A 24,644-nucleotide genomic window follows, 5' to 3' on the forward strand; every position below is an offset into this window, starting at 1 on the left:
ACTCCTTAATCCGCCAGTGACTTATACAAACCGTAAAACTTGCTGGCCTTTAATATTTTCGAAATTTTCAGTTTCTCAAACCAGGCCAGTAATTTATCGCGGTAGGTATTTACCAGAATTCTGGAAATGATAAATACCGGAATAAAAGCCACCAACGATAACAACAAACCACCCAGCGTCAGTGTGTTATTAAATGCCGTCATACGCCACCAATCGTTCTGATAAAGCTCGGTCCAGGTCGGTACTAAGTCGGGATTCTGAAGCAGACTTTCACCCAATTTCACAGAGTATGGATCAATCAGGTAGCCAAGGCCGGAGAAGAACGCCACACCAAGAAAGAATGCCGACAAATTAATTCTCAGAATAAAAGCCAACAGCAATACAATCACATTGTGAAAGCTCATTAGTGGGGTCAATCCGACAATCACAGCCAGTGCGAATGCCAGAGCTATTTGTCCTGGCGCTGACTCTGAGTTCAGCGCTTTCAACAGCTTGGCTAACATGGTGAGCATAAGAGCATCCTTGGAAATTCGGTTATGCCGAGACTATAACGCGATATCATCAGAATTCCAGCTACTGATAACCTCGGTAGCTAATGATCATAGCCTCAGCGCAGAGAGGTGCGGTGAATTACCGTCGATAAAGCCACACCGGTTGTAATCAATACCATTGCCTCCAGCGCATGCTGGCTCAGTGTTTCACCAAGAAAAATCATGCCCATCAACAGAGAAATAACCGGAACCAGTAGCTGAAATTGTGCTGCTTTACTCAATCCCAGTCTGGGCAGAATACGATACCAGAGGAAATACCCCAGCCCCGAAGCCACAACACCCGACACCAGGGCCAGCACCCAAGGTATCCAGTGCCAATGTGACCAGTCCTGTAACAACAAAGGAGACAACAGCAATGTGATGACTGAAGCTGCCACAAATGCCTGTTGAACATCCTGTAGCGGCCGTTGCGATTGCTTCCCCAGCATCACAAACCAGCTCCAGCCTGATGCTGCAACCAACATCAGTCCAGCGGAAAACAGGTCAGGCGCCGCGGAATTGGGCAGTAACAGCCAGCTCAAGCCCGCCAATGAAATAATAACCCCAGCCCATTGCACCAAGGATAGGCGCTCACCGAGTACGAAAGCCGCAAACTGGATTACAATCTGAATGGTGGCAAATAAGATAAAAGCACCAACACCGGTGTCCAGTTGCAAATAGGCCCAGGAAAAACCCACAGCATAAATGGCCAGGGCCGCACCCAGTTTCCAGAAGTGTCCTTCTCGCCATGGCACGAGATTGACCTCAGAGTTCGCTGGGACGAAGCGATACAGTAAAATACTCAGAATAAAGGCGCCACTTGAAAGACGGACAAGGGAAAATAACATCGGGTCGAACTGGTGAACATCCAGCGCCCAGCGACATAGCAAAGAATTGGCGGCGAATGCCAACAACACAATGGTCAACTGAACATATAACATAACAATTTCCGGGATATTCTGATCAAATACTGCAGCAGGGCAGTGAGAACCGGAAATCAGCCAGAAGTTCAGCCGGATTTAACGGAATCAGTTGTCTATTTCTGACAAAACCAGTCGCTCAACCAAATCATCTTTCATATCCAGATACTCATCCTCATCAATTTCAAGGTAAGCAGTTGCCTTATCAACCAGTTTAGCGAGCGCATCGCGCGACTCAAAGCTCCAATAACTCTGATATTCTGCGCTGATATCTTTCGCCAGAATCAACAAACTGTTGGCGGTTAAGACCTCTTTACTGACCGTCGCATTCCCCATCAACGCAGCCTGAGCATGGGCTTGCAACAACAGGGCTTCACTGACGTCACCCGGCATGTACCATTCTTTCGCCAATCGCCCGGCAATTTCAAACCGATCAGTTGCAAAACTGTTTCGCTCTACCCGTCGGATAAAAGCAGCATTACAACTGTTGGCGTCACCGATAACAACATCGTAGTTTTCAAAACTGTCGAGCATCACCGCTACACCAATATCATGCATCATACCCAAGGTATACGCAGAATCGGCAGGCATAGATCGGGTACTGTGAGCCAGCTGATGACATACTGTTGCCACCTCTGTTGCCGCCTCCCAAAAACGCAGCAAACGCCCGTCCGGATCGATGGAGGTTCTCATAGCCACTGCCTGAACAAGACTCGAAACCCGTTCAATACCCAACGTTGCCACCGCGTGCTCAACCGATTCAATCAGGAACTGACGACGAAACAAAGGACTGTTCACCGTCGATAGCAGCACAGTATAAAGGCCGACATCGCGGCGGATAAGGCGAATAAGTTCCGAGGTTTCAGGATTGGCATCAGACAGTAACTGCTGAATTTCCATCAGCAGTTCCGGGCGCGGTGGGATAATAAGCTTCTCAGTCATAATGCCTTTGATTTGTAATTATTCCTATCAAAAAGAGTTTAGTTACAAATCTGTGAAATGTATCTCTTTTTTCTGTTTATTGTGGTTAAGGAAGTTGTCTGTTTGCCGCACTTTTGTTGTCACCGGGCACACCACATCGCCCGAGTTATTTGCAAGCAACTGAAGATATGGCGTGCGAGTCACCGCAGAACAAAACGATAAATTAGCGCAGTGGCGGAATATTTGGCGATTTACGATGACAACAACGGAGCAGATCACCCATGTAAGTCACGCGATTACCAGTGCTCAGTGGCAATACGCCTTCATTTTTTGTTTCAATCGTTCACGCCTGGCATGCTTCTTTCGCAGACTGCTGAGACTGCCTGCTGCCACTGGTTTCATCTGGTGACTGCGATACTTCGAGCGTGCATTCTTACACCGACGTTTGTTAGCCGCTGAGCGTCGCGCTTCCCGTTCCCGTTCCAGACGCCGGTTTTTCTTACGGGACTTGGCTGCGGCTTCCTTTTCGCGCCAACGACCAGCAGGGGTCAGGCTTACTTTGGGTTTTACTGATTGAATTTCAGTGATGGGTTCAAGCTTGATAGTCTCTACTCTTAGAGTGTCTTTCCCCGATTGCTGCGCGGGTGGCGAATCCGAAAACTGCAGTCGCCCATGTTCATCGCGCCACTGATACACTTCCGCCATTACCGGGGTTAACAACAGCAGCAATAACATCCCTGTTAACAATTTCATTGTCAGACATTTCCTATGTCAGTTTCCAGATATCTCACCAATAGTTGCACATTGATCTGACCACGAAATTCGTTCACATCCAGCTGAAACGCAGCTGTCACCTGGTCAATATTCAGATTCGGCCAACGCTGCGGGTCAATGTTAAACTGGATAGCATCCAACAGTTGATCGCTCCCGTGTGGCTGCAACACCATTTTTAAATGCCGCTCACCAACGATGCGTTGCTGTAATACGCGGAAACGACCGTGAAACACAGGTTCGGGAAAGTTCTGCCCCCAAGGACCGGCCCAGCGCAGTTGCTGCGCCAGCTCAAGCGTATATTCCGACACCAGCAGTTCTCCATCGCTGTCAATATTTTGCTCAAGCTGACTGCTGCTTAGATGGCGCTCACACACATGATTAAAAGCCGTACTGAAGGCCTGATAACAACCAGAATTTAATGTCAGGCCCGCTGCCATAGCATGACCACCAAATTTTTTGATCAGGCCCGGATACTGTTTATCAACTTCATCGAGCGCATCTCGCATGTGCAATCCGGCGATTGAGCGGGCAGATCCTTTCAGTTCCGGCTCGTCCGCATCACTATCCGCTGCAAAAGCAATTACCGGACGATGCACTTTATCCTTAATACGGGACGCGAGAATTCCAATAACCCCCTGGTGCCAGTCGGGCTGGTACAAACATACACCCACCGGCAAGTTATCCACGGAGAAGTCTTTCAGGTAATTCAGGGCTTCCTGCTGCATGCCCTGCTCTATTTCACGCCGGTTGCGATTCATTTCATCCAGCTCTTGAGCCATTGATACAGCCAGAGATGGATCATCGGTCAGCAGGCATTCTATCCCCAATGACATATCATCAAGCCGTCCTGCAGCATTCAACCGCGGTCCCAAAGCAAAACCAAAATCCGACGACACAATGGTTTGAGGTACTTTGCCAGCTAAACGCAATAACGCATCCATACCTGCTTGAACCTGGCCAGCACGTATGCGGCGAAGCCCCTGCTCCACCAGAATCCGATTGTTGAAATCCAGCGGAACCACATCAGCAACTGTCGCCAGTGCCACCAAATCTAACAACTGTGCCATATTGACCGGCTGACTGAGATTGTGCGTCTCGTTCAAACGTGCGCGTAACGCCAGCATCACATAAAACACTACGGTGCAGCCACAAGCGGATTTACTGGCAAACTGGCACCCTGGCTGATTCGGATTAACAATCGCAGCGGCATCCGGTAGCTGTTCTCCCGGCAAATGGTGGTCGGTGACCAGCACCGGAATGCCACACTCCGCCGCCGCCGCGACACCCGCCACAGATGCAATGCCATTATCAACCGTCATAATCAGATCGGGTGACCTCTGGCGCGCAACCTCAACCAATTCAGGCGATAAGCCATAGCCAAAATCAAACCGATTGGGCACCAGATAATCGAGGTTGACCGCGCCTAATAAGCGCAATGCACGGATAGCTAAGGCGGTACTGGTAGCCCCATCAACATCAAAATCACCTACGATCAGGAGCTTTTTCTGCTGCAGCACAACCGGCAGTAATAAATCCACTGCGGTGTTGATGCCTTTCAGAGTTTGCCAGGGCAAAAGCTGCTTTAATTGCAGCTCAAGCTCGTTAGCATGAACAACCCCTCGCGCGGCATAAATGCGCTGCAGTCGTTCAGGGATGTCGCCAAGCTGCCACTGATCGGGCACTGGCCGGGTAATAATCTTGGTCATGGTGCGAGTATATCACTCAGGCAACCGCTCCCGTAAGAAACGCGCGAACCGCGGCACACCCGAGTTGGTCACACCGTTAAATGAGAAAGTCACCAAGCTGCCTATCTGCGGCGGATAGCGACGCTCATGATCCGTGAATCCGGTGCCCAGCCGAAACTCACGGCCATCACTGTCTCTTACCAGCAAAGACCCCATCATCCCCTGGTATTTCCCTTCTCCGGGAATATGCGCCAAAACCGTTGCCTCTGCGTCGTACAATGGTTTCAGTTTGAGCAAATCGTTGCTGCGGTTCACCTGATAATAGGCACGCGAGTGACGCAACATCAGCCCCTCGCCACCGCCAACCACGACCTGCGCCAAACGATCTTTAAGCTCCTGCTCTGAGTTCAGCTTTCTCTGATCAACCGCTTTCAGCCAGGGTTTACGCTGCTCTGCAACCAGCGTACGCAAGACCCAGAGTCGTTCGTAAAACGGTGCCACCATATCCGGCAGGTCATAAACCATATATCGGACGTTGGCCCAATCAGCATCTTTCGGTTTTTTACGACGCACCAGGCCACTGATCTCGTCAAATCGTCCACGTCCTAACCAGAGTTCGCCATCTAACCGATCTTTGGGTAAAGCCGCTAAAAACCATACCGGTGCCGCGATTTTCTGACCGGAACGCGTACGTAGCTGCTGACCATCCCAGTAAGCACGGACACCATCCAGTTTTTCACTGACAAAATACTTATTCACGTCAATACCCTGAATGTATTGCTGCGCCAGCATCAAAGGCGGTGCCATCGTCTGGTTAGAAACGGCATAAATTGGCCACAAACTGGCGAGGAAAAATAACAAAATCGTTAAATAGGTTTCCATGGGGCTGCCCTCCCTGACAATCCATGACGACAATCGATATCACTCGACGCTCTGATTTGTTAATCTGGCAGTCATAAAGATAAGACTCTAGGCATCCTGTCAAGATTCAGACTTTTTGCCGAGAGCTTTTTACAGTTTTTTTGTTTTAAACCGACTGTAGTTATTAACCACTCAGGAAAAGTACCCACGACGGAATAATCATGAGCTATTTTTTATTAGGTTTAGGCAGCAACATTGAACCAGAGAATAACCTCAGAAAAGCCTTGGAATTATTACAACAGCAGGGGGAAGTTGTTTCCGCATCGCCCGCCGTTACAACCGAAGCAGTGGGTGATACTTTCCACTTTGCGTTTATGAATCAGCTGGTTATTTTGCACAGCGAACAGCAGCCGAACTTTCTCAAAATAAAATTGCAAAATATCGAACGCGCACTTGGACGGGAAGCAAAAAATCCCGAAAGAAAAGAGAAAGACCGCACAATTGACATTGATATTCTCTATCGTTCCGATGAGATGAACCTTTGCCTTAATGCCGAACTTGAGGACAGTTACAATCAACAAGTTCAGCAATTATGGCTGGAGCAAAATAACGGGATTACTCAGAACTGAACGTCTGGGTATACCGGTTTGCGACAAAACGACCGCCATCTACCCGCATCACATTGCCACATACCGCGTGACTGTTTGCCAGGTAATCACAGGCTTCGACTATGGCCTGGTATCCCAGCTCATGTTTAATTAATGATTGAGACAATACCTTGTTGCGATAGGCCTCGTTGTGCTCTGGTAAAAACTGAATCGGTCCGGGCTGAATAATATTAGTTCGCACCCGCGGTGATAAACGCTGCGCCATACTCAAAGCCCAATTCTGTAACGCCGCTTTGGATGCACAATACACCGCAAATTTCTCGTTGGGAATTTCGCTGTAAATGTCTGTAATCACGGTCATCCAACTATTTTCTGACCAGCTATCCTGCAATGCTTCTGTAATCGCCATTGGTGCCAGAGCATGAACCGCGAAGTGCTTCTGAAAATGCGCCGTCAAAGACTCACCGGCATCGGCCGCCACATGATCGGCGACAAAGCATGACGCGTTATGAATAACACCGCTGTAAGGTCCATATTGTTTGAGTTGCTGACACAGTTCTTGTAACTGCTGAGGATGCGATAGATCCGCCTGAATACAGGTTAATAACGGATGATCCGGTAATTCATTCACTGTATTAAAATGAGCGATTACCCGAAACTTCTGAGCCAGATAATGCTCTGCCAGTTGCTTACCAAGGCGCTTACCCGCACCGGAAATAAATACTGTATTCGTCATACCATCTCCAAAAAGAAAACCCCGTAACGGACATACCGCTACGGGGTTATTATGGCTTGGTGGAATTTATTCGGCCACCGCTTTTATTGCATCAACAGCCCTTACTCAGTAGCAGCTTTCAGCAACGTCAGATTATTAAAATGCGCTTTCACTTTTTTATCTGAGTTGAAGGGTAAATTGCGATTTTTACGACTCAGCCATAAATTGATCCCGTCATCATAATGCGGCGACGCCGGATTGCCCGACTGACCACCCGCCACCACTAAACTGAGCGGTTCTTCCTGACTGAAATCCACAATCATACGCATTGCCGGTACATTCCAGACCTTATAATCCGTTCCCAGGTCGTGCCCTGCGACATTCAGGGTGTTACGGTTGCCACCCGCGGGATAAGGGCCACGATCGGTATATCCAGCCAGTTTCCCGACCGCATAAGCCTCTACGCCGGACAGGTATTTCTGAAATTTGGTCGAATTGGTTTGCCAGTGATAGGTCAGCAGCTTGCCCCACTGCCAATCCGCAACCTCGTCTCCGAGCTGTTGCTCAAGGTGTACATAGGCGTCCGCCGCAGCCCGCACAATAATATCGACTTCCTGCTCGACAACCTCTTCAGTGGATACATCATCCCAGAACGGCGCGCCTTCACGACCCAGTACATGATCCTGATACGCTGAATACGCACGGCCATTCACCGACATAAATACGTGCCATAAATGGCTGTCATCGGGGCCTAATTCATCAAGAAAAATTGCTCGGATCAAGCTGTGCTCCAGCGCCCCCCAGATTGCCGCATTGGCTGAGGTTTCACGCATCTCACCGTTAAATTCCATCATGCGCTCAAGAATAAAACGGGCATTTTCCTGCTCATCATCATCGAACAGCTGTAATGCCGTTTCAATATTCTTCCACTGATCCGCATCCGCCCAACGCTGCTGAACTTTGGCAATAAATACATCGCGACGGTCAGCCTGCATCGCTTCCATGCTGGCGTAATTATGCTTCTTCGACGTATTTAACATCTGAGCAATACGTTCATAACGTTCCGGGTAGTACCAAGAGCTGGTCAAAGTCGGAGAAAAGCCCGGTTCAACCGTGCGATGATTGCCAGTACCCAGCCACCCTTGTTCCGGATTGACCTGACGTGGCGTATTGTCACCACCCCACGGACCCGTCCAATCGTATTCGCCAGTCCAGCCAGGACTTGGAAAATGACCAGTGCCTTTTTTGCGCAATGGATACGTGCCGGTAACCTGCCAGCCAATACTATCAGCATCGCCATACACAACGTTCAAATGAATAAAACCAACGCCATTTAGCGCTCGCTCGACCTGCTCAAGAGTCTTAGCCTGACCAAGACTGAAAAAGGATTCGATGGTCTTATCGGCATACTGCGCAGTCCAGGCCAACGCCAGACCGTATTCACTTTCAATTCTTGGCGGCACAATTTCATGCTTGGATTTTGCAGCCAGTGCGGTATTTAACAGCGGCCCATGGCGTGTCGATTGAACGACAAGCTCAACATCATCCTCCCCCTTGACCCTGATAACCTCAGTACGCTCGTTTACCGGGTACCAGTTATCCTGATACAAATATTCCGTGACGCCGCTGTTATCACGCAGTTTCTCCAGAAAGATGTCCATGGTATCTGCCATTACCATGGTTTCACCCCAGGCAATGTGGCCGTTGTAACCTGCAACCAGCGCAGGAACCCCCGCTAAAGTAATCCCCACTCCCGAATACTCTGGGCTTTTCACTTCCATTAAGGTCCAGGTCGATGGATGGGTTAACAATAAGTGCGTGTCATTGGTCACCAGAGAGGCGCCATTTTGTGTTTTGTTTTTATGCACGGCCCAGTTATTTGACGCGGCAATTCCCTGACCGTTCACAGCCTTTAATTGCTGCTCTACCGCAGAAATACGCTGCAATTGTTGATTCAGTGCAGCAACCGTTTCATCACTGAACTGTAATTGGGAAATCTTTTCTGCCTCGGAAAAATCGATATTTTCATCCGGATAAACCGGTGCCAGATAAGCGGCTTTTTGCCAACCAAACTTCTGAGCAAACTGCAGGAAACCCAATTCTTCATGCAGATTAAAACCAACACCGAGGTTCAATAACACAAAAATTCCGATGGTATTACTGGCGTGCCATGCTTCTGGCTGATAGCCACTGAGAGTCAGTTCCAGCGGTAAACGATCTTCATGCGAGTCAATATAGGCATTTACCCCATCAGTAAAGCGCTGCAGATGTGCTTTTATATCGTTATTCAGTTCAGCGTAACGCTGTTCAATAATTTCGGTCACCCCCAGGGTGCGCATGTAGATATCCATCTCCAGCGCCATTGGTCCGGCCATTTCACTCAGGCGACCGCGGGATAACAGGTTCATTCCGACCATTTCAGCGAGACGGTCCTGAGCCATGGAGTAACCCATGCCATAGGCCAGATCACCAATATTATCCGCTTCAATCATGGGGACACCGTATGCATCACGGCGAATTTTTACGTCCTGAGTAATCCCGCTGGTTTCAACTTCGGTATTAACGTCGTCAAGATTTCTTTCTGAAATGTAGTTAAACAGGCCATCACAACCGACTAATGCTGACCCTAATGCCACTACCCCAACTGCTCGACTGATTTTAGTAACCAGACTCATGGTGAATTCCTTGTTTTATCTAATTATTAGCGCCGTGGATTATGCCCCCTGGTTCATGGCGGTGACAGGGTGAATTCAGACAGAGTGGATCACCCCAAACCCGCTAAAATGGCTTGGTAGCGACACATCAGGGAAGATACACATTGGGGTTTAGTCATTGCTGTCGCAGCATAAGCTTGATACTAAACAGCGACTACCTCTGCCCTACCAACTTCATTTACGATGGGGCTTGCGCTACAAATGACTTCTAAACATTCATCAGCAGTAATTAATAAGTGCGACCATTCGCCCTCATTGCCCATGAAAAAGGTCAGCGGACTTTCGTTGTGCCAGCCATGGCCCTTTATTTTAACCGTGTTTGACCTCGGTCGATCAAGGCTCCAGACTTCTGTTAACCCATGCTCATCGAGACAACGGAATCCGCAAACAGATTCGAATAATAGCTCGAATACCGTTTTCGATTCTTCGTGAAACACGCGAGCAACCAGCTCGTGGTGTTCGTGTTTTGCGTCGCCTCTGACGATGTACTTTACCTTGTTCGGTTTTTCCAGAGTCCACTCTTTGGTCCCCCAAGATAAATCGATCAACCACAAATTGCCCTCTTCAAAGGGTGTAGACCAGCTATCAAATTCCATTCAGCTACCTATGTCCTGGTAATGTATAAATTTCAGGCCTAAGAACCAGCTCTCGGCTGGTTAACCTTGAAATTGGTTGCGGGGCAGGATTCGATCGGGGGCGCCTAGCTCGACGGCCGTTCTGATCACCGTTCTCGAGCAATTTATAAATTTCAGACCTAAAAGACCAGCTCGCGGCTGGTGAATCTTTAAATTGGTTGCGGGGGCCGGATTCGATCGGGGGCGCCTAGCTCGACGGCCGTTCTGATCGTCGTTTTCGGGCCATTCATAAATTTCAGACCCAAAAAAACCAGCTCGCGGCTGGTTAATCTTCAAATTGGTTGCGGGGGCCGGATTCGAACCGACGACCTTCGGGTTATGAGCCCGACGAGCTACCAGGCTGCTCCACCCCGCGTCAATTTTGTAGTCGGTACTGATATATGAGCAATCCATAATAACAGTGGTAGTGAGCATACTACCCGACGTTGTACTTCTGAACTTATAACCTTCTTTCTACTATCAAAATGACAACGTAAAGTTGGTTGCGGGGGCCGGATTCGAACCGACGACCTTCGGGTTATGAGCCCGACGAGCTACCAGGCTGCTCCACCCCGCGTCAGAGGCTGCGCATGTTACGGATATCCCATCATTGTGTCAACACTAACTTTTTGAAAAACCAAGTTTTTTTCATTCCAGTAAGTAGTTCCCGCAATTAACTAATTACACAATAGAAATATTTCTGAAAAATTGCATAAAAATGCCTTTGCCCGTCTAGTCTAATACTACATCTGGTGGTAGCTTAATTTCTGGACATTAAAGAATAACAATAATGACAAAAGCATCATATTAATATGAGTCAACATACACCCAATACAATGACAACGGCGGCACTGCAGCCTTTGCTCCGACTATTGGAAAGTAAGGGCTTTTCCGGCAATGAATTGCTGACTTCTGCAGGCCTGGATGCCAATGCCGTTACCGGTTCCAATCAGCGTATTTCGATCCATAATTTTGATCGGATTCTTGAGCAATGCAGCCGCTTACTGGACGAACCGGCCATCGGACTGAACGCCGGGCAGCGCCTCGAATTGCACAGCTTTTACTTATTAGGGTTTCTGGTAAGCAGCTGTCAGACGGGTCGTGAAGCGCTGGCGATTATGCGTCGCTATTATTCGTTGATCAGTGATTCACGCTCGCCCGATTTTTACATCGGTCAGGAGTCGGTCAAGGTTGTCTTTTACCTTACTGACGGCAGTACCTTCGGCAATCAGGCACGAGCGGAATTTATTGCAGCGGGCATTCACAGTGTTGGGAAAGCTATCGGTGGAAGTTATTACAAACTTCAGGGGATTGGTTTCCGTTGCCCTCCGCCAACTTATCGCGACCAGTTAGACCAATTTTTTGGGGTAAAGGTAGAGTTCAACCAGCCGCAAAACTGGATCAACACGTGCGGCAAACATCTGGACGCACCCTTGGCATACGCCAATCCAGTACTTTATAACGCATTGCGCAATCAGGCAGAGAAGGCTATTTCCCGTTTCAGTTGGTTAAAGGCCTTCAGTCAAAAAGTTATGCACGTGTTGCATCAATGGCCGGAGTCTGTGCCGATTACTAAGGGCGCCGTTGCCGAGCTGTTAAATACCAGCAGCCGAACCCTGACGCGCCGCTTACAGGAAGAGGATTGCCAATTCTCTTCACTGGTCAAAGAAGTGAGACTGGAAAAAGCAAAACAGGCTTTGCAACACAATCATACCGATGTGCAACAACTGGCGCTGGACCTCGGATTTTCTGACCGCCGTGGCTTTGAGCGAGCCTTCAAACAGTGGACTGGGGAAACGCCGGCGTCCTATCGTCGTAACTACCGGTCGGGTGCCCGAGAGGGAGTAGCAGTCGCTAGTTAAACCAAAACGCACAGCGCCAAATCAATACAGCCCGGTCCATCCGGGCTTTTTTGTATTTAGCTTCAGGTAGTCAAAGGCGTCTGGTTGTGACGACTGCGCTTAGCGTATAACTCATCAACGATAAACTGACGAAACCATTGGTGAAACGGGTCTTTATGGAGACGCGCATGCCAGAACATAATCACTTCCATGTCCGGTACCTCAAATGGAGGTGGCAACACCACAAAATCATCTTGGTTGACGTACCTTTTTATAAAATGCTGTGGTACCAAAATTATATGATCAGTATTAGCGATGATCCCGAGTGCCGCAAAGAAGTGAGAAACCCGCACCGCTATGTCGCGCTGTAAACCCTGCGTTTTCAGTAAACGATCGACTTCGGTCAAACCATGTCCGGTCGAACTGATAATAATGTGCTTCAGTGACAGATATTGCTTCAGGTTTATACCAGCAGCAAACGGATGTCCCCTTCGCACCAGTGCATACATCGGCTCACGTGCCATAACCCGCTGGTATATTTCGCCGCCAGAAATGTGGCCGCCACCAATAATCAGATCAACTTTATTCTGCTCGAGATCGCTGAGTGTATCTTTTGGCCATTCAAGTGCCGTCAGCTTAACCCCAGGCGCTGCGCTGGTCAGCATCGGTATCAGCCTCGGTAATATTGAATGGGTACCGTAGTCGGAAGTCGCCAGACGAACACTGCCAAGAAATCGTTGAGGATCAAAGGTCTGTGGCTGAAGCAGAGCTTCGGCCTGGCTCAACAGAGCATTCAATGGTTCAACCAACTCAATCGCTGCAGGAGTCAGTGTTAATTGCTTGCCAACACTGACCAACAGTGGGTCATCAAATGCCTGCCGCAAACGAGCGAGACTACGACTGACCGCAGACTGTGTCAGATTCAATTGCTGCGCTGCTCGGGTCACGTGGCATTCATCGAGCAACACCTTAAGGACCACCAGCGAGTTCATATCAAACTTTCGCAACAAACGTAAATCCATTAAGCAGCAACTCCATGATGATTCAGAATCATAGTAACAATATCAATTATGAATTTCACTTATCAATGTAATAACCCGACAATGGCACCATCGAGTAATCGGGAAAACAGTTTATGAATCAGGCTCTGTATAACAAAGAATTTGAAGTTCGCTGGGCAGACTGTGATGCAAACAATCATATGCGCCACAGTGCGTATGCTGATATGGCCGCTCATGCCCGAATTGGCTATCTTACTGAAATAGGCATCGGTCCAGAGTGGCTCAGCGAGAACAACGCAGGCCCGGTGCTATTCAAAGAAACGACAGAGTATTTTCGTGAAGTAAAAATGAACGAAGTGCTATCCATTACAGTCGAGGCCGGAGAACCAACGGGTTCTGATAAGACCGTCACTCTGGTCAACAACATCTACAAAGAAAGCGGCGAACTGGCAGCACGCGTCAGTGTATTGTTTGCCTGGATGGACATCATAGCGCGAAAGGTAATCGTGGTACCGGAAAAAGTCCGTCAAGCAGACGCCTTCAGGAATCCAGACGAAACAGCGCAGCCATAGCAACCAAAAATTTCAAATAATAAAAGTGGTCATTTTAAACTGTGTTAATAAATGAATCAGGTTCAATCTGATTCTAATGCGGGGCATCCGGTAATGAATCGTTTTGACTTGTAAAACTCATTCGGAAAATAAGTTCACATAAAAAGGAATAATGACGTTATCGCGATAATACTAAACCACGAATAACAGAATTCGTGCATTCGCAATTCCAACCTATCATTCTCAGTCATTCATTAATTTGTAGCAGATTAAGGTGATTTAAATGCAAATAGCTATAGTACTTTACCAAGGAATTACCGCTCTTGACGCAGTAGGCCCTTACGAAGTTTTGCGCTTTATTCCCGATGCAGACATACGATTTGTAAGTGATAAACCACAACCGATCACGACAGATAGTGGCGTATTGGTTATGGGAGCAACACATTCCTATTCAGAAACCCTTAATCCAGATATTGTCTTAGTCCCAGGGTCATCCGCTAATACAACGACAGCCATGGCCGATGGTAAACTGATCGAATGGCTGCAATCTGTTCATCAAACAACGAAGCTGACTCTTTCTGTGTGTTCCGGTGCCTTAGTTCTCGCTGCGGCTGGGATTATTGAAGGAAAGCCAGCAACAACACATTGGATAGCCCAGAAAAAGCTAAGCGCATTCGGAGCCTACCCACAACCGAATGAAAGAATCGTACAATCCGGAAAAGTCATCACAGCTGCTGGAGTATCTGCAGGTATCGATTTGGCTTTATCAATCGTACAGGAGCTCTATGGTAAAGAAAGAGCCGAGATTATTCAGCTTCTTATAGAGTACGACCCAACTCCCCCAATAGACTCAGGCCACCCCACTAAAGCGTCAAAAAATGTTTATAACCTGGCAAAGTTGCAAATGATAAACGAAGCAAAAAATCGAAGAAACATGTTGTCAATCCCTTTGATACTATGGCGCCATACAATAAAGAGGGTGCGAAATAAAATCGCAAAAAGCAGAATCTGAGATAATTCTCGTCAGGATCGTATGATCGCAACTTACAAAACCATTCCGTAATAAAAATCAACCATCAAAAAATGTAATAATCAAAGGAGCTTACATGCTGATTACAGGTGCTTTTATAGCAATATTTTTAGGCTTTGTGCATTCTTATCTTGGTGAACGCTATATTCTGATCCGGCTATTTAGACAGGATTTACCAAAGCTACTTGGTGATGACTGGTTTACTAAGAGAATTCTTAGATTTGCCTGGCATTTAACAACCGTGGCCTGGTTTGGCTTCGCAGGTATTCTGTTCATTCTCTCCAACCCCGGCGAACATATTCAGAGGCAAATACTGATGGTTATTGCAGCTGTATTTTTAGTGAGTGGTGTTTTTTCAGCGGCTTTTACCAAAGGCAAACATGTTTCCTGGATATTTTTCTGGGCAATCTCCGGCCTTAGTTTATATGTCGCCCTAAGCAGTTAACGGGTTATTATTCAATCAGGCAAACTGACGCTGAATGATTCCGCTATATCACCGATAACACGTATCATAACGAAGGCACCGCGAAGATTCAGTCATGAGCAACTTCGGGGTGCGCTTCACATCAGAGTCTATTAACGAACGCGTCAGGCTACTTCAGCCATGAAATATCAGTTCGTCACCTTTCACATCGGCTCTTATGGTTTGTCCGGCAACAAATTTTCCGCCGAGAATATCCTGTGCCAATGGATTTTCGATCCATTGTTGAATCGCACGTTTCAGAGGACGGGCGCCAAACACCGGATCGTAACCGACATCCACCAATTTACTGATGGCGGCGTCGGTAAGTTCCAGCGACAAATCACGTTCACGCAGTCGTTGATGCAGCAATTGCAACTGGATCTCTGCAATTCCACGTATCTGTTCTTTCTGCAGTGGATGGAACACCACAGCCTCATCGATACGGTTAATAAATTCTGGGCGGAAGTGAGTTCCGACAATTCCCATCACCGCCTCACGCATGTCTTCATAATCAGGCGCACTGCCCTCGTCCGCTGACGCACCGGCCAAAGTTTGAATGACATCAGAACCCAGGTTAGAGGTCATCACTAATACGGTGTTTTTGAAATCGACTTTACGACCCTGCCCATCGGTCAGCTGACCGTCATCCAACACCTGTAACAGGATATTAAAAACATCCGGATGGGCCTTTTCCACCTCATCGAGCAGAATCACGGAGTACGGTTTACGACGCACGGCTTCGGTTAAATACCCCCCCTCTTCATAACCGACATAACCCGGAGGTGCGCCAATTAAGCGGGCAACTGAATGCTTCTCCATGTATTCCGACATATCAATACGCACCATGGCGTCTTTACTGTCGAACAAGAAAGTGGCCAGCGCCTTACACAACTCGGTTTTACCAACACCGGTTGGCCCAAGAAACAGGAACGAACCGTTCGGGCGATTCGGATCACTTAAACCAGCGCGAGAACGACGCACCGCATTGGATACTGCAGCAATTGCCTGCTGCTGACCAACGACAGAATCATGCAGCACCTGCTCCATACGCAATAGTTTATCGCGTTCACCCTCCAGCATTTTTGTTACCGGTACGCCAGTCCATTTAGATACTACTTCTGCAATTTCATCTTCAGTCACCTTATTACGCAACAGACTGAATTCCTGAGCGCCAGCTGCTTCTGCTTCGTTAGCGGAGGCCAGTTTTTTTTCCAACTCAGGAATGGTGCCATACTGCAGTTCCGACATTTTCTGCAAATCACCGCCGCGACGCGCGGCTTCTAGGTCAAGCTTGGCTTGCTCCAGCAGCTCTTTGGACTTCGATGCACCTTCGAGCAATGCTTTTTCTTTCTTCCATACTTCTTCTAATTCAACGTAGGCGCTACCAGCTTTATTAATTTCCTCATTGAGGCCCGATAAGCGCTTACGTGCCGCATCGTCTTTTTCTTTTTTAAGGGCTTCCCGCTCAATTTTCAGCTGAATTAAACGACGCTCCAGTTTATCCATTTCCTGCGGTTTGGAATCAATTTCCATGCGAATCACAGAAGCCGCTTCGTCAATCAGATCGATGGCTTTATCCGGCAGCTGACGATCGGTGATATATCGCTGTGAGAGTTTAGCGGCGGCAATAATAGCGCTATCCGTAATCTGTACACCGTGATGCACTTCGTAACGTTCCTTTAAGCCACGCAGAATGGCAACCGTATCTTCTTCAGACGGTTCATCCACCAGCACTTTCTGAAAACGGCGCTCCAGTGCGGCGTCTTTTTCGATGTATTCACGGTATTCATCCAGCGTGGTGGCACCAACGCAATGCAACTCGCCACGCGCCAGTGCTGGCTTAAGCATATTGCCCGCATCCATCGCACCGTCGCCTTTACCAGCGCCAACCATGGTATGCAATTCGTCGACAAACAAAATGATGCGACCGTCGTGCTTGGCAACGTCTTTTAATACCGCTTTTAATCGCTCTTCAAACTCTCCACGATATTTGGCACCCGCGACCAGCGCCCCCATATCCAATGAAAGGATACGCTTGTCCTTCAGGTTTTCAGGCACTTCGCCGTTAATGATGCGCTGCGCCAGGCCCTCAACCACCGCGGTTTTGCCAACGCCAGGCTGACCGATGAGTACCGGATTATTTTTTGTTCGGCGTTGCAATACCTGAACGGTACGACGAATCTCGTCGTCCCGACCAATCACCGGATCCAGCTTGCCTTGCTCAGCCCGTTCGGTCAGATCGATGCAATATTTATCCAACGACTGACGATTATCTTCGGCATTGGCATCGCTGACGGCATCGCCACCCCGCATGTCTTCAATCGCATTTTCTAGAGCTTTGGCGTTCAAACCGACATCGGTCAGTACTTTGCCTGCGGCACCTCTGTCCTGAAGAGCGACTAATAGAAATATCTCACTCGAGACAAACTGATCACCGCGTTTTTGCGCGTCTTTATCAGCCAGGTTGAGTAATCGCCCCAGCTCCTGAGCTAATTGAATGTTGCCATCCGGCGAACTGACGATTGGCTGGTCATTCATTACTGCACGCAGCGCACGTTCAAGTTCCGACACATTAACGCCAGCGCGGCGAATAACATCCTTAATGGAGCTACTGGTTTGTTCCAAAAGTGCCAGCAGTACGTGCACCGTATCAATCTGATTGTGGTCCTGACCCAATGCCAGGCTCTGACTCTCGGCCAGTGCATTCTGTAAACTGGTAGTCAAACGATCCATACGCATAATTCACACACTCCTCTTATCGATCGACTTCATCATAATTTCTCTGCCTGAAACATATCTGCGGATTAATTAATTAATTTCAAGACTTTTAATGGAAACTTTATTTTTTCTAATCATTACAGCCACTGCAGGATGCCGCGATGCAAAAAGTCGTGACAGGATGCTTTATAATCCCGACTTTGTATTCTTTATCTACCTCTTATATTGCCCCGCTTCATTGAATTTAAAGACCCAGAGGTCGTATTCACGAGGTAAATCATCCGGAGCTTCCTGTGTCAGACCACCCAGCCGCCCATTCAGTCAGTCACGCCAAGCGCGACGCCATACGCACGGGTGCTCTATTTTTGATCGGCGGCGAAGCCTTGCTGGCTGTCATGGGTGCGCTGATTAAATATGTGTCAGATGAGCTGTCGACCGAACAAATTGTCTTTTTCCGAAATCTGGCCGGACTCATCATTCTGATTCCATTGATTCTGCGCCAGGGTCCGTCATTGCTGAAAACCCGAGTCTGGCACTGGCACCTGATGCGCGGTCTGGTCGGCGTAACCGCCATGTATTGCTACTTCTGGGCAATTGCTAACATGCCATTAACCGAAGCATTTCTGGTAAAACTCTCCAGCCCCCTGTTTATGCCTCTGATCGCCTGGGTATGGCTGTCAGAAAAGTCAGGCAAAAATAGTCTGCTGGCTCTGCTCGTGGGTTTTACCGGCGTGGCGTTTATTCTTCGTCCTGGCGGTGATGAAGGCTTCTCTTACGTGGCATTAGTCGGTCTGTTGGGGGCATTTCTGGCTGCCCTCGCCAAAGTAACGATTCGCAAATTATCGGTAACCCGCGAACCAAGCCAGCGAATTGTGTTTTATTTCGGTGTGATTGCAACCACGGTGTCGTTGCCCGCCGCTTTGACAAACTGGAACCCGGTGCCGCCGTCTTACTGGGCACTGTTATTGGTGCTGGGTGCCGTTGCCACCTTTGGCCAGCTGGCACTCACTAAAGCTTACAAGATTGCCCCAACCGGCAGTGTCGGCGTTTATGCGTACAGCGCGGTTGTTTACGGCGCGTTTATGGGCTGGTTATTCTGGGATGAGATACCTCTATGGAGCACCTGGATAGGCGCAGCTCTGATCATCAGTTCTGGGCTTATCAATTTGCGTAGGTAGCGGTAATTCCCTGCGATTATTTCCTCTAAATTAATACTGAATGGCGAGAAACCGGTAGGAAATAACAAAAAACAACGTCATTGTTTCCTGGAAATACAATATAGTAAATATAATCACAACGTTTATCTGAATGAGTCAACAATCATGTCTCGTATCGATTCCCTGCAAACCTTCGTCTCCGTCGTGCGTTCGCGTAATTTTACCTCGGCAGCTGATTCACTGGGTGTAACCCCGTCTGCTGTCAGTAAGCAGATCAGTGGACTGGAAGAGCGACTGGGGGTTCGCCTGCTCAACCGCACCACCCGCTCAGTCAGCCCGACCGAAGCGGGTCAGATGTTTTACCAGCATTGCGAGAACATCCTTGAATCCATTACTGAAGCCGAAAAGCTGGTCACTGACTTTGATGTGACGCCGCGGGGCCGATTGCGAATCACCGCCATGTCAAACTTCGGTCGCCGCGAGCTGGCTAGAATTTTCAATGATTTTTCCGAACAGTTCCCGGATATCAGCTTCGAACTGCACATCTCAGATCGCCCGCTGGATATCGTAAAGGAGGGCTATGACTTTGCTTTGCGTATCGGCACGCTGGAAGATTCGCGTTTAATCGCAAAGCCAGTAGCAGAGCAAAAGATTGCCATTTGTGCCTCACCAGAATACCTAAACCGCTGGGGAACACCGCAAACCTTCGAAGATATCAACCAACACCGCATCCTGGTCGTTGCCAATGCCGAATACGCCCGCATCAACTGGTTGCGTCAGTTTGAGAAAGATCACGGTTTTACCTTACAAAACATCGAGCGGAAGTTAACCGTTAATGACATTGACCTTGTCTATGAAGCCTGCCTGAAAGGCATGGGGATTACCGCATTACCAACTTACATAGCCGAACGTCATCTGGAGAATGGTGAATTGGTGCAACTGTTTACCGAAGTGGAGATACCGGTTAGAACCATCAAGGTAGTGTTCCCGCAAAACCGCTATTTAGCTAATAAAAGTCGGGCGTTTCTCGACTTTATTACCAACTACTTCAGCGATGAAATTCAGCAATAAAAAACCCGCCAGCGATGCCGCGGACGGGTTACATCATCTTTATTACCGATCAGTCAACTTCAGCGATCGGCTCTAACAAGTTGAGCTGTCTTGGAGCACAGCGTTCCAGGAATATCTTCGGAATACGGGCAATCTTACGCTCGTCGTAGTCAAAGAAAACAATACCGGTTTTCGCCTTAGCGACTATTTTATCTTCGGCGTGATTTTCAACCTGATACACCACATCACAACCGTATTTGTTAAAGTCGTGCAGTCCCACGCGAATGGTTAAGAGTTCACCGACAAAAGATTCCGCCATAAAGGAAACCACCACGTCGGTGACCATGATTCCCAAACCGGCAATATTAAACTCACCGAAATCATGTTCACGCATAAAGCGCAAGCGTGCTTCGTGCAGTAAAGACACCATCCGGTCGTTACCGACATGGTTGCCGTAATTGATATCTGACACCCGAACATCCAGCACTGTACTGAAGCTGAAACAATCCGGTAAATCGAGCTTAACTCGCGCCACAAGCTACTCCGTTATTTGAATTTATCTTTCCGATGCCGGTCGAAGATGGACTAATCTGTCTTTATTCGGTGATTGGTCTGAAGGGCCTAAGTCAATACGGTGTGTAAGGCTTTGTAAAAGGCCCGACAGTAACATGAAGCAAAGATGACAGCCCTGTCGAGATACCGTAGCATCAAGGGGCGGCATGATACCCGTGCTCAGGTGTCAGCACAAACAACAATAAGGAATTATGGCGACAACTATGCGTTTTACTTTTATCAGCAAAGCATCAGCCTTTTTACTGACAACACTTTTGTCATTGAGTGCATCAGCCACCATCGAAAGCATTGAGCCTGGAACTCCTTTCAAGAAACTGGAACCAAGTCGCAACCATTCGCTGACCAGCCAGCAAATCATGCAGAACCTGCTGCGCAACCATTACGCCCATCAACGCCTGGACGACAAAATGTCGTCTAAAGTTCTGGATATTCTGCTGGAAGACATCGACAGCACGCGCAGTTATTTTCTTGCTGGCGACGTGCAAGAGTTTGAAAAATACCGTAAAGAACTGGATGACGCCCTGGCACGCAGTGATATGCGTCCTGGCTTTCTGATTTTTAACCGTTTTCAACAACGAGTTTCTGAGCGCTTATCGTTTTTAATGACGGAATTAAAAGCCAATGCAAAAGCGTACCGGTTTGATCAGGACGAATCGCTGGAACTGGATCGAGAAGAAGCTCAATGGGCAACCAGCCAGGCTGAACTGAACGAGTTGTGGCGCAAACGTCTTAAAAACTCGATGCTGAATTTAAAACTGGCAGGCAAAGAAAAAGACGACATTATTGAACTGTTAACTAAACGTTATCAGAATCAGCTGAACCGGGTACATCAATCCAAACCGGAAGATGCCTATCAAACCTTTATGAACGCCGTGACGCGTTCATTTGATCCACACACTCAGTACTTTTCTCCGCGTAATACCGAGAACTTTAATATCAATATGAGCCTGTCATTGCAGGGGATCGGTGCGGTATTACAAACCGAAGACGAACATACCAAAGTCGTGCGCCTGGTTCCGGCAGGTCCGGCAGATAAAGCTGGTAATCTGGAACCTGCGGATAAAATTGTTGGCGTCGGCCAAAATGCCGATGGCGAGATGGTTGATGTGATCGGCTGGCGCCTGGATGAAGTGGTTGATTTGATTCGTGGTACCAAGGGAACCACAGTCCGACTGGAAATCCTGCCAGCCAGTGGCAATGGCAGTGAAAGCAAAGTCGTTTCGATTGTTCGTGATGAGGTTAAGCTGGAAGAGCAATCAGCTCAGAAAGATATTATTGAATTACAAGACGGCAATTCAGAAAACCCAACAGTACGCAAAGTAGGCGTTATTGATATCCCAACCTTCTACATTGATTTCCAGGGCCGTATGGAAAACAAACCGGATTATCGCTCAACCACCCGCGATGTCGCCAAACTGATTCAGGAGTTAAAAGTTGAAGGCGTTGAAGGCCTGATTATCGATCTTCGTAACAACGGCGGTGGTTCGCTGGAAGAAGCCATTCACCTGACGGGTCTGTTTATTCCCACCGGCCCGGTAGTTCAGGTTCGCAGTATTCGTGGTCATGTTGAAGTTCTGAAAGATCAGGACCCAGAGGTATTATATGATGGCCCGATCACCGTTCTGGTGAATCGCTTAAGTGCATCGGCATCGGAGATCTTCGCTGGCGCGATTCAGGATTATGGTCGCGGCATCGTTGTGGGCGGCCAGACCTTTGGTAAAGGCACCGTACAATCGCTGCGTCGTTTACACCACGGCCAATTGAAGATTACCCAGGCTAAGTTCTACCGCGTTTCCGGAGACAGCACTCAGCATCAAGGGGTGATCCCTGATATTTTGTTCCCATCACTGTTCGATAAAGACAAAATCGGCGAAAGTGCCCTGGACGAAGCACTGGCCTGGGACACCATCCGTCCGGCGGAACATAAGAAAAGTGGCGAAGTAAATCGTCTCGTGCCGTCACTACGGAATAAACATCATCAACGTATCGCCGATAACCCCGACTTTCAGTTTATGCGCTCACAAAAGGCATTAATTACCGAACTGCGTGATAAAACTCAGGTATCTCTGAACGAAAAAGTCCGCAAGGAAGAACGTCAAGCCAATGATGATCGTCGTTTAGCACTGGAGAATACCCGCCGCAAAGCCAAAGGGCTGGAACTGCTCGATAGCCTGGAGGATGACGAAGAGAAAGAAACCTCTCAGTCCGGCAAGGATAAGAAATCCACCGATCAAGCTGACAACAAACAAAACGGCGACACAGATACCAAAGATGAGGCAACGGCTAAAGACGGATCTGAAACCGATGATGAAAAGAAAGACGAGGAAGAAGACGCCATACTGGTAGAGGCCGGTCAGATTCTGCTCGACTATATTCAACTGAGCAGCCCAAATCAAAAGGCGGCGATTGCCCAACGCCTGAATTAATTTCAATGTTGATTAACTTCATTAAAAGCGCTCATCGTTGAGCGCTTTTTTGTGCCTGCGGAATTTTAAAGCGTAAGCAATTTCAAACAGTTGTTTGAAATATACCCGGCGCTCTGCCATCATCGACCAACTAAAACTAAGCGCAGACAACAAGAGATCAGCTTATGTATCAGGATATCGACTACAGCCTGGAAAACGGCATTGCTTTAATCACGATCAATCGCCCAAAAGTACTGAACGCGATTCGTGTACAAACCTACAAAGATGTGATTGCCGCACTGCAGGAAAGTGAAAAGAATAACGATGTAAAAGTAATTGTGATCACCGGTGCCGAAGGCAAGTTTACGGCGGGGAATGATCTGCGCGACCTGCTTCCAGACGGAGATCTGGCTGGTGTTCAACAAGGTGTTGCCGGTATTTTTGACACGTTGGCTGCCATGGAGAAGCCACTGATTTTAGCTCAGGAGGGCGTTGCTGTTGGTATTGGAGCCAATCTGCTGTTGCACGCCGATTTAGCCTACGCAGGCAACAGTATCCGCTACAGCCTGCCGTTTGCCAAAATTGGGGTTGCTGCCGAGGGTGCTTCTTCGGTGATGCTGAAGGAAGCCATTGGTGCTAAAAACGCCGCCGATCTGCTGTTCACCGGCCGTTTCTTTAAAGCGGCCGAAGCAGAAAAATGGGGGCTGATCAATGCCGCTGTTGAAGACGGTACGGCATTAGAGCACGCGATGAAAGCAGCACAAGCATTACTGAAAAACTCTCAGGATGCTTTGCGTGCCATTAAACAGCTGGGGAAAGCCGAAGGTCACCGTGAGCGCGTAAACGCCGCTGTGGAAGCTGAGATGGTCGCATTCTCCGCCTTGTTGCAAACTCCAGAAACGCAGATGCGCATCAATCACGTGCTGAAAGGCGGCAAGTAAGCCTTATCCATCAGGACAAAAGGCGCTGATTGTCAGCGCCTTTTTAATACCAGTCTTTTCGACCAAACCGTTTACCTTCAAAACAATCATCACGATGACAAGTCAATGATTTTTTAGTGTCATTAATTGTCGATACATTTGCAAAAGTTTGCCAATTCTTCACAAAAACTATCTTTCCTCAGCTCTGCTCCCGGCGTAGTCTCAATTGTGAAACGTTCAGGAGGAATACCAATGCATATTGAAATTCAATCACGCAACGTTAAGCTGACTCGCGGACTGCGTAGATTATTGAATAGACGGGTTGAGTTTGCATTTAACCGTTTTAAAGACAGAATACAGAGAGTAAAAATTCAGCTCAGTGACATCAATGGACAGAAAGGCGGCCTTGATAAAGAATGCCAATTCCACCTGACGTTACCTGACCAACCCGATGTGATCGTTAAAGGCACCTCAGATAAACTTGAAAGTGCCATATCCACAACAGCAACCCGAAGCGCCAAGACACTGGCACGCAAACTGAAACGCAAACCTTCGTTTACAGCCCTGAAATACAACACTGTCGATGCCTGACC

The 24,644-nt window shown here is 48.1% G+C and carries 22 protein-coding genes and 2 tRNA genes; 10 read left to right on the top strand and 14 right to left on the bottom strand.

The window, feature by feature from the left end; genetic code table 11:
* Positions 1-5: 5 nt before the first annotated feature.
* From MK185_02025 to MK185_02050, 6 genes are all read right to left on the bottom strand, one after another.
* Positions 6-512, bottom strand: coding sequence for a TIGR03546 family protein (locus tag MK185_02025; protein ID MCH2039399.1), 507 nt, complete (start codon positions 510-512; stop codon positions 6-8).
* A 95-nt stretch (positions 513-607) separates the two neighbouring features.
* Positions 608-1,471 carry a DMT family transporter gene (locus tag MK185_02030; GenBank protein ID MCH2039400.1) on the bottom strand — a complete coding sequence of 288 codons (864 nt, stop codon included), beginning with the start codon at positions 1,469-1,471 and terminating at the stop codon, positions 608-610.
* Between the two features lie 87 nt (positions 1,472-1,558).
* On the bottom strand, positions 1,559-2,392 hold the full coding sequence (locus MK185_02035; protein ID MCH2039401.1) for an HDOD domain-containing protein: 834 nt from the start codon (positions 2,390-2,392) through the stop codon (positions 1,559-1,561).
* A gap of 285 nt (positions 2,393-2,677) precedes the next feature.
* Entirely contained in the window at positions 2,678-3,124 is a 447-nt protein-coding gene (locus tag MK185_02040) for a DUF4124 domain-containing protein (protein MCH2039402.1), read from the bottom strand.
* Positions 3,125-3,126: 2 nt separating this feature from the next.
* The gene (gene recJ, locus MK185_02045) at positions 3,127-4,851 is read right to left on the bottom strand and encodes a single-stranded-DNA-specific exonuclease RecJ (GenBank protein MCH2039403.1); all 1,725 of its coding nucleotides are present in this window, start codon (positions 4,849-4,851) and stop codon (positions 3,127-3,129) included.
* 12 nt (positions 4,852-4,863) lie between these two features.
* On the bottom strand, positions 4,864-5,712 hold the full coding sequence (locus MK185_02050; protein MCH2039404.1) for a DNA ligase: 849 nt from the start codon (positions 5,710-5,712) through the stop codon (positions 4,864-4,866).
* A gap of 200 nt (positions 5,713-5,912) precedes the next feature.
* Between MK185_02050 and folK the strand changes: the two genes are divergently transcribed.
* Complete coding sequence (folK, locus tag MK185_02055; GenBank protein ID MCH2039405.1) at positions 5,913-6,320, top strand: 2-amino-4-hydroxy-6-hydroxymethyldihydropteridine diphosphokinase; 408 nt, start codon at positions 5,913-5,915, stop codon at positions 6,318-6,320.
* Here the strand turns inward: folK and MK185_02060 are convergent.
* The 5 genes from MK185_02060 to MK185_02080 form a co-directional block, all read right to left on the bottom strand.
* The gene (locus MK185_02060; GenBank protein ID MCH2039406.1) at positions 6,307-7,035 is read right to left on the bottom strand and encodes an SDR family NAD(P)-dependent oxidoreductase; all 729 of its coding nucleotides are present in this window, start codon (positions 7,033-7,035) and stop codon (positions 6,307-6,309) included. The two genes, folK and MK185_02060, sit on opposite strands and share 14 nt — an antisense overlap.
* 101 nt (positions 7,036-7,136) lie before the next feature.
* On the bottom strand, positions 7,137-9,689 hold the full coding sequence (locus MK185_02065) for a penicillin acylase family protein (GenBank protein ID MCH2039407.1): 2,553 nt from the start codon (positions 9,687-9,689) through the stop codon (positions 7,137-7,139).
* A 182-nt stretch (positions 9,690-9,871) separates the two neighbouring features.
* On the bottom strand, positions 9,872-10,324 hold the full coding sequence (locus MK185_02070) for a hypothetical protein (GenBank protein ID MCH2039408.1): 453 nt from the start codon (positions 10,322-10,324) through the stop codon (positions 9,872-9,874).
* A 317-nt stretch (positions 10,325-10,641) separates the two neighbouring features.
* Positions 10,642-10,718: transfer RNA gene (locus tag MK185_02075), tRNA-Met, on the bottom strand.
* Positions 10,719-10,842: 124 nt separating this feature from the next.
* A tRNA-Met gene (locus tag MK185_02080) sits at positions 10,843-10,919 on the bottom strand.
* A 235-nt stretch (positions 10,920-11,154) separates the two neighbouring features.
* On the opposite strand from MK185_02080, the gene MK185_02085 reads away from it, so the two are divergent.
* The gene (locus MK185_02085; GenBank protein ID MCH2039409.1) at positions 11,155-12,204 is read left to right on the top strand and encodes an AraC family transcriptional regulator; all 1,050 of its coding nucleotides are present in this window, start codon (positions 11,155-11,157) and stop codon (positions 12,202-12,204) included.
* A 62-nt stretch (positions 12,205-12,266) separates the two neighbouring features.
* Here MK185_02085 and MK185_02090 read toward each other — a convergent pair whose 3' ends face one another.
* Positions 12,267-13,205: a LysR family transcriptional regulator gene (locus MK185_02090; GenBank protein MCH2039410.1), complete on the bottom strand. Its 939-nt coding sequence runs from the start codon at positions 13,203-13,205 to the stop codon at positions 12,267-12,269.
* A 113-nt stretch (positions 13,206-13,318) separates the two neighbouring features.
* On the opposite strand from MK185_02090, the gene MK185_02095 reads away from it, so the two are divergent.
* The 3 genes from MK185_02095 (at position 13,319) to MK185_02105 (ending at position 15,210) form a co-directional block, all read left to right on the top strand.
* A complete protein-coding gene (locus tag MK185_02095; protein MCH2039411.1) occupies positions 13,319-13,756 on the top strand; it encodes an acyl-CoA thioesterase in 438 nt (145 codons plus the stop codon).
* A gap of 262 nt (positions 13,757-14,018) precedes the next feature.
* A complete protein-coding gene (locus MK185_02100; protein ID MCH2039412.1) occupies positions 14,019-14,747 on the top strand; it encodes a DJ-1/PfpI family protein in 729 nt (242 codons plus the stop codon).
* A 94-nt stretch (positions 14,748-14,841) separates the two neighbouring features.
* A complete protein-coding gene (locus MK185_02105) occupies positions 14,842-15,210 on the top strand; it encodes a hypothetical protein (protein MCH2039413.1) in 369 nt (122 codons plus the stop codon).
* A 153-nt stretch (positions 15,211-15,363) separates the two neighbouring features.
* On the opposite strand, the gene clpB is transcribed toward MK185_02105, so the two are convergent.
* Entirely contained in the window at positions 15,364-17,967 is a 2,604-nt protein-coding gene (gene clpB, locus MK185_02110; protein MCH2039414.1) for an ATP-dependent chaperone ClpB, read from the bottom strand.
* A 272-nt stretch (positions 17,968-18,239) separates the two neighbouring features.
* Between clpB and MK185_02115 the strand changes: the two genes are divergently transcribed.
* Together MK185_02115 and MK185_02120 are read left to right on the top strand one after the other, a co-directional pair.
* The gene (locus MK185_02115; GenBank protein MCH2039415.1) at positions 18,240-19,124 is read left to right on the top strand and encodes a DMT family transporter; all 885 of its coding nucleotides are present in this window, start codon (positions 18,240-18,242) and stop codon (positions 19,122-19,124) included.
* Positions 19,125-19,268: 144 nt separating this feature from the next.
* On the top strand, positions 19,269-20,174 hold the full coding sequence (locus MK185_02120; GenBank protein MCH2039416.1) for a LysR family transcriptional regulator: 906 nt from the start codon (positions 19,269-19,271) through the stop codon (positions 20,172-20,174).
* A gap of 49 nt (positions 20,175-20,223) precedes the next feature.
* On the opposite strand, the gene MK185_02125 is transcribed toward MK185_02120, so the two are convergent.
* On the bottom strand, positions 20,224-20,688 hold the full coding sequence (locus MK185_02125; protein ID MCH2039417.1) for a thioesterase family protein: 465 nt from the start codon (positions 20,686-20,688) through the stop codon (positions 20,224-20,226).
* 241 nt (positions 20,689-20,929) lie between these two features.
* Here MK185_02125 and MK185_02130 point away from each other — a divergent pair, with 241 nt between their 5' ends.
* The 3 genes from MK185_02130 (at position 20,930) to MK185_02140 (ending at position 24,642) form a co-directional block, all read left to right on the top strand.
* Positions 20,930-23,152: a carboxy terminal-processing peptidase gene (locus MK185_02130; protein ID MCH2039418.1), complete on the top strand. Its 2,223-nt coding sequence runs from the start codon at positions 20,930-20,932 to the stop codon at positions 23,150-23,152.
* Positions 23,153-23,316: 164 nt separating this feature from the next.
* Positions 23,317-24,072 (top strand): enoyl-CoA hydratase-related protein, encoded by a 756-nt coding sequence (locus MK185_02135; GenBank protein ID MCH2039419.1) that lies wholly within the window; start codon positions 23,317-23,319, stop codon positions 24,070-24,072.
* A gap of 231 nt (positions 24,073-24,303) precedes the next feature.
* Positions 24,304-24,642 carry an HPF/RaiA family ribosome-associated protein gene (locus MK185_02140; GenBank protein ID MCH2039420.1) on the top strand — a complete coding sequence of 113 codons (339 nt, stop codon included), beginning with the start codon at positions 24,304-24,306 and terminating at the stop codon, positions 24,640-24,642.
* The last annotated feature ends 2 nt before the right edge of the window (positions 24,643-24,644 follow it).

The organism is Saccharospirillaceae bacterium, assembly GCA_022448365.1.
GTDB lineage: Bacteria > Pseudomonadota > Gammaproteobacteria > Pseudomonadales > Oceanobacteraceae > Bacterioplanoides.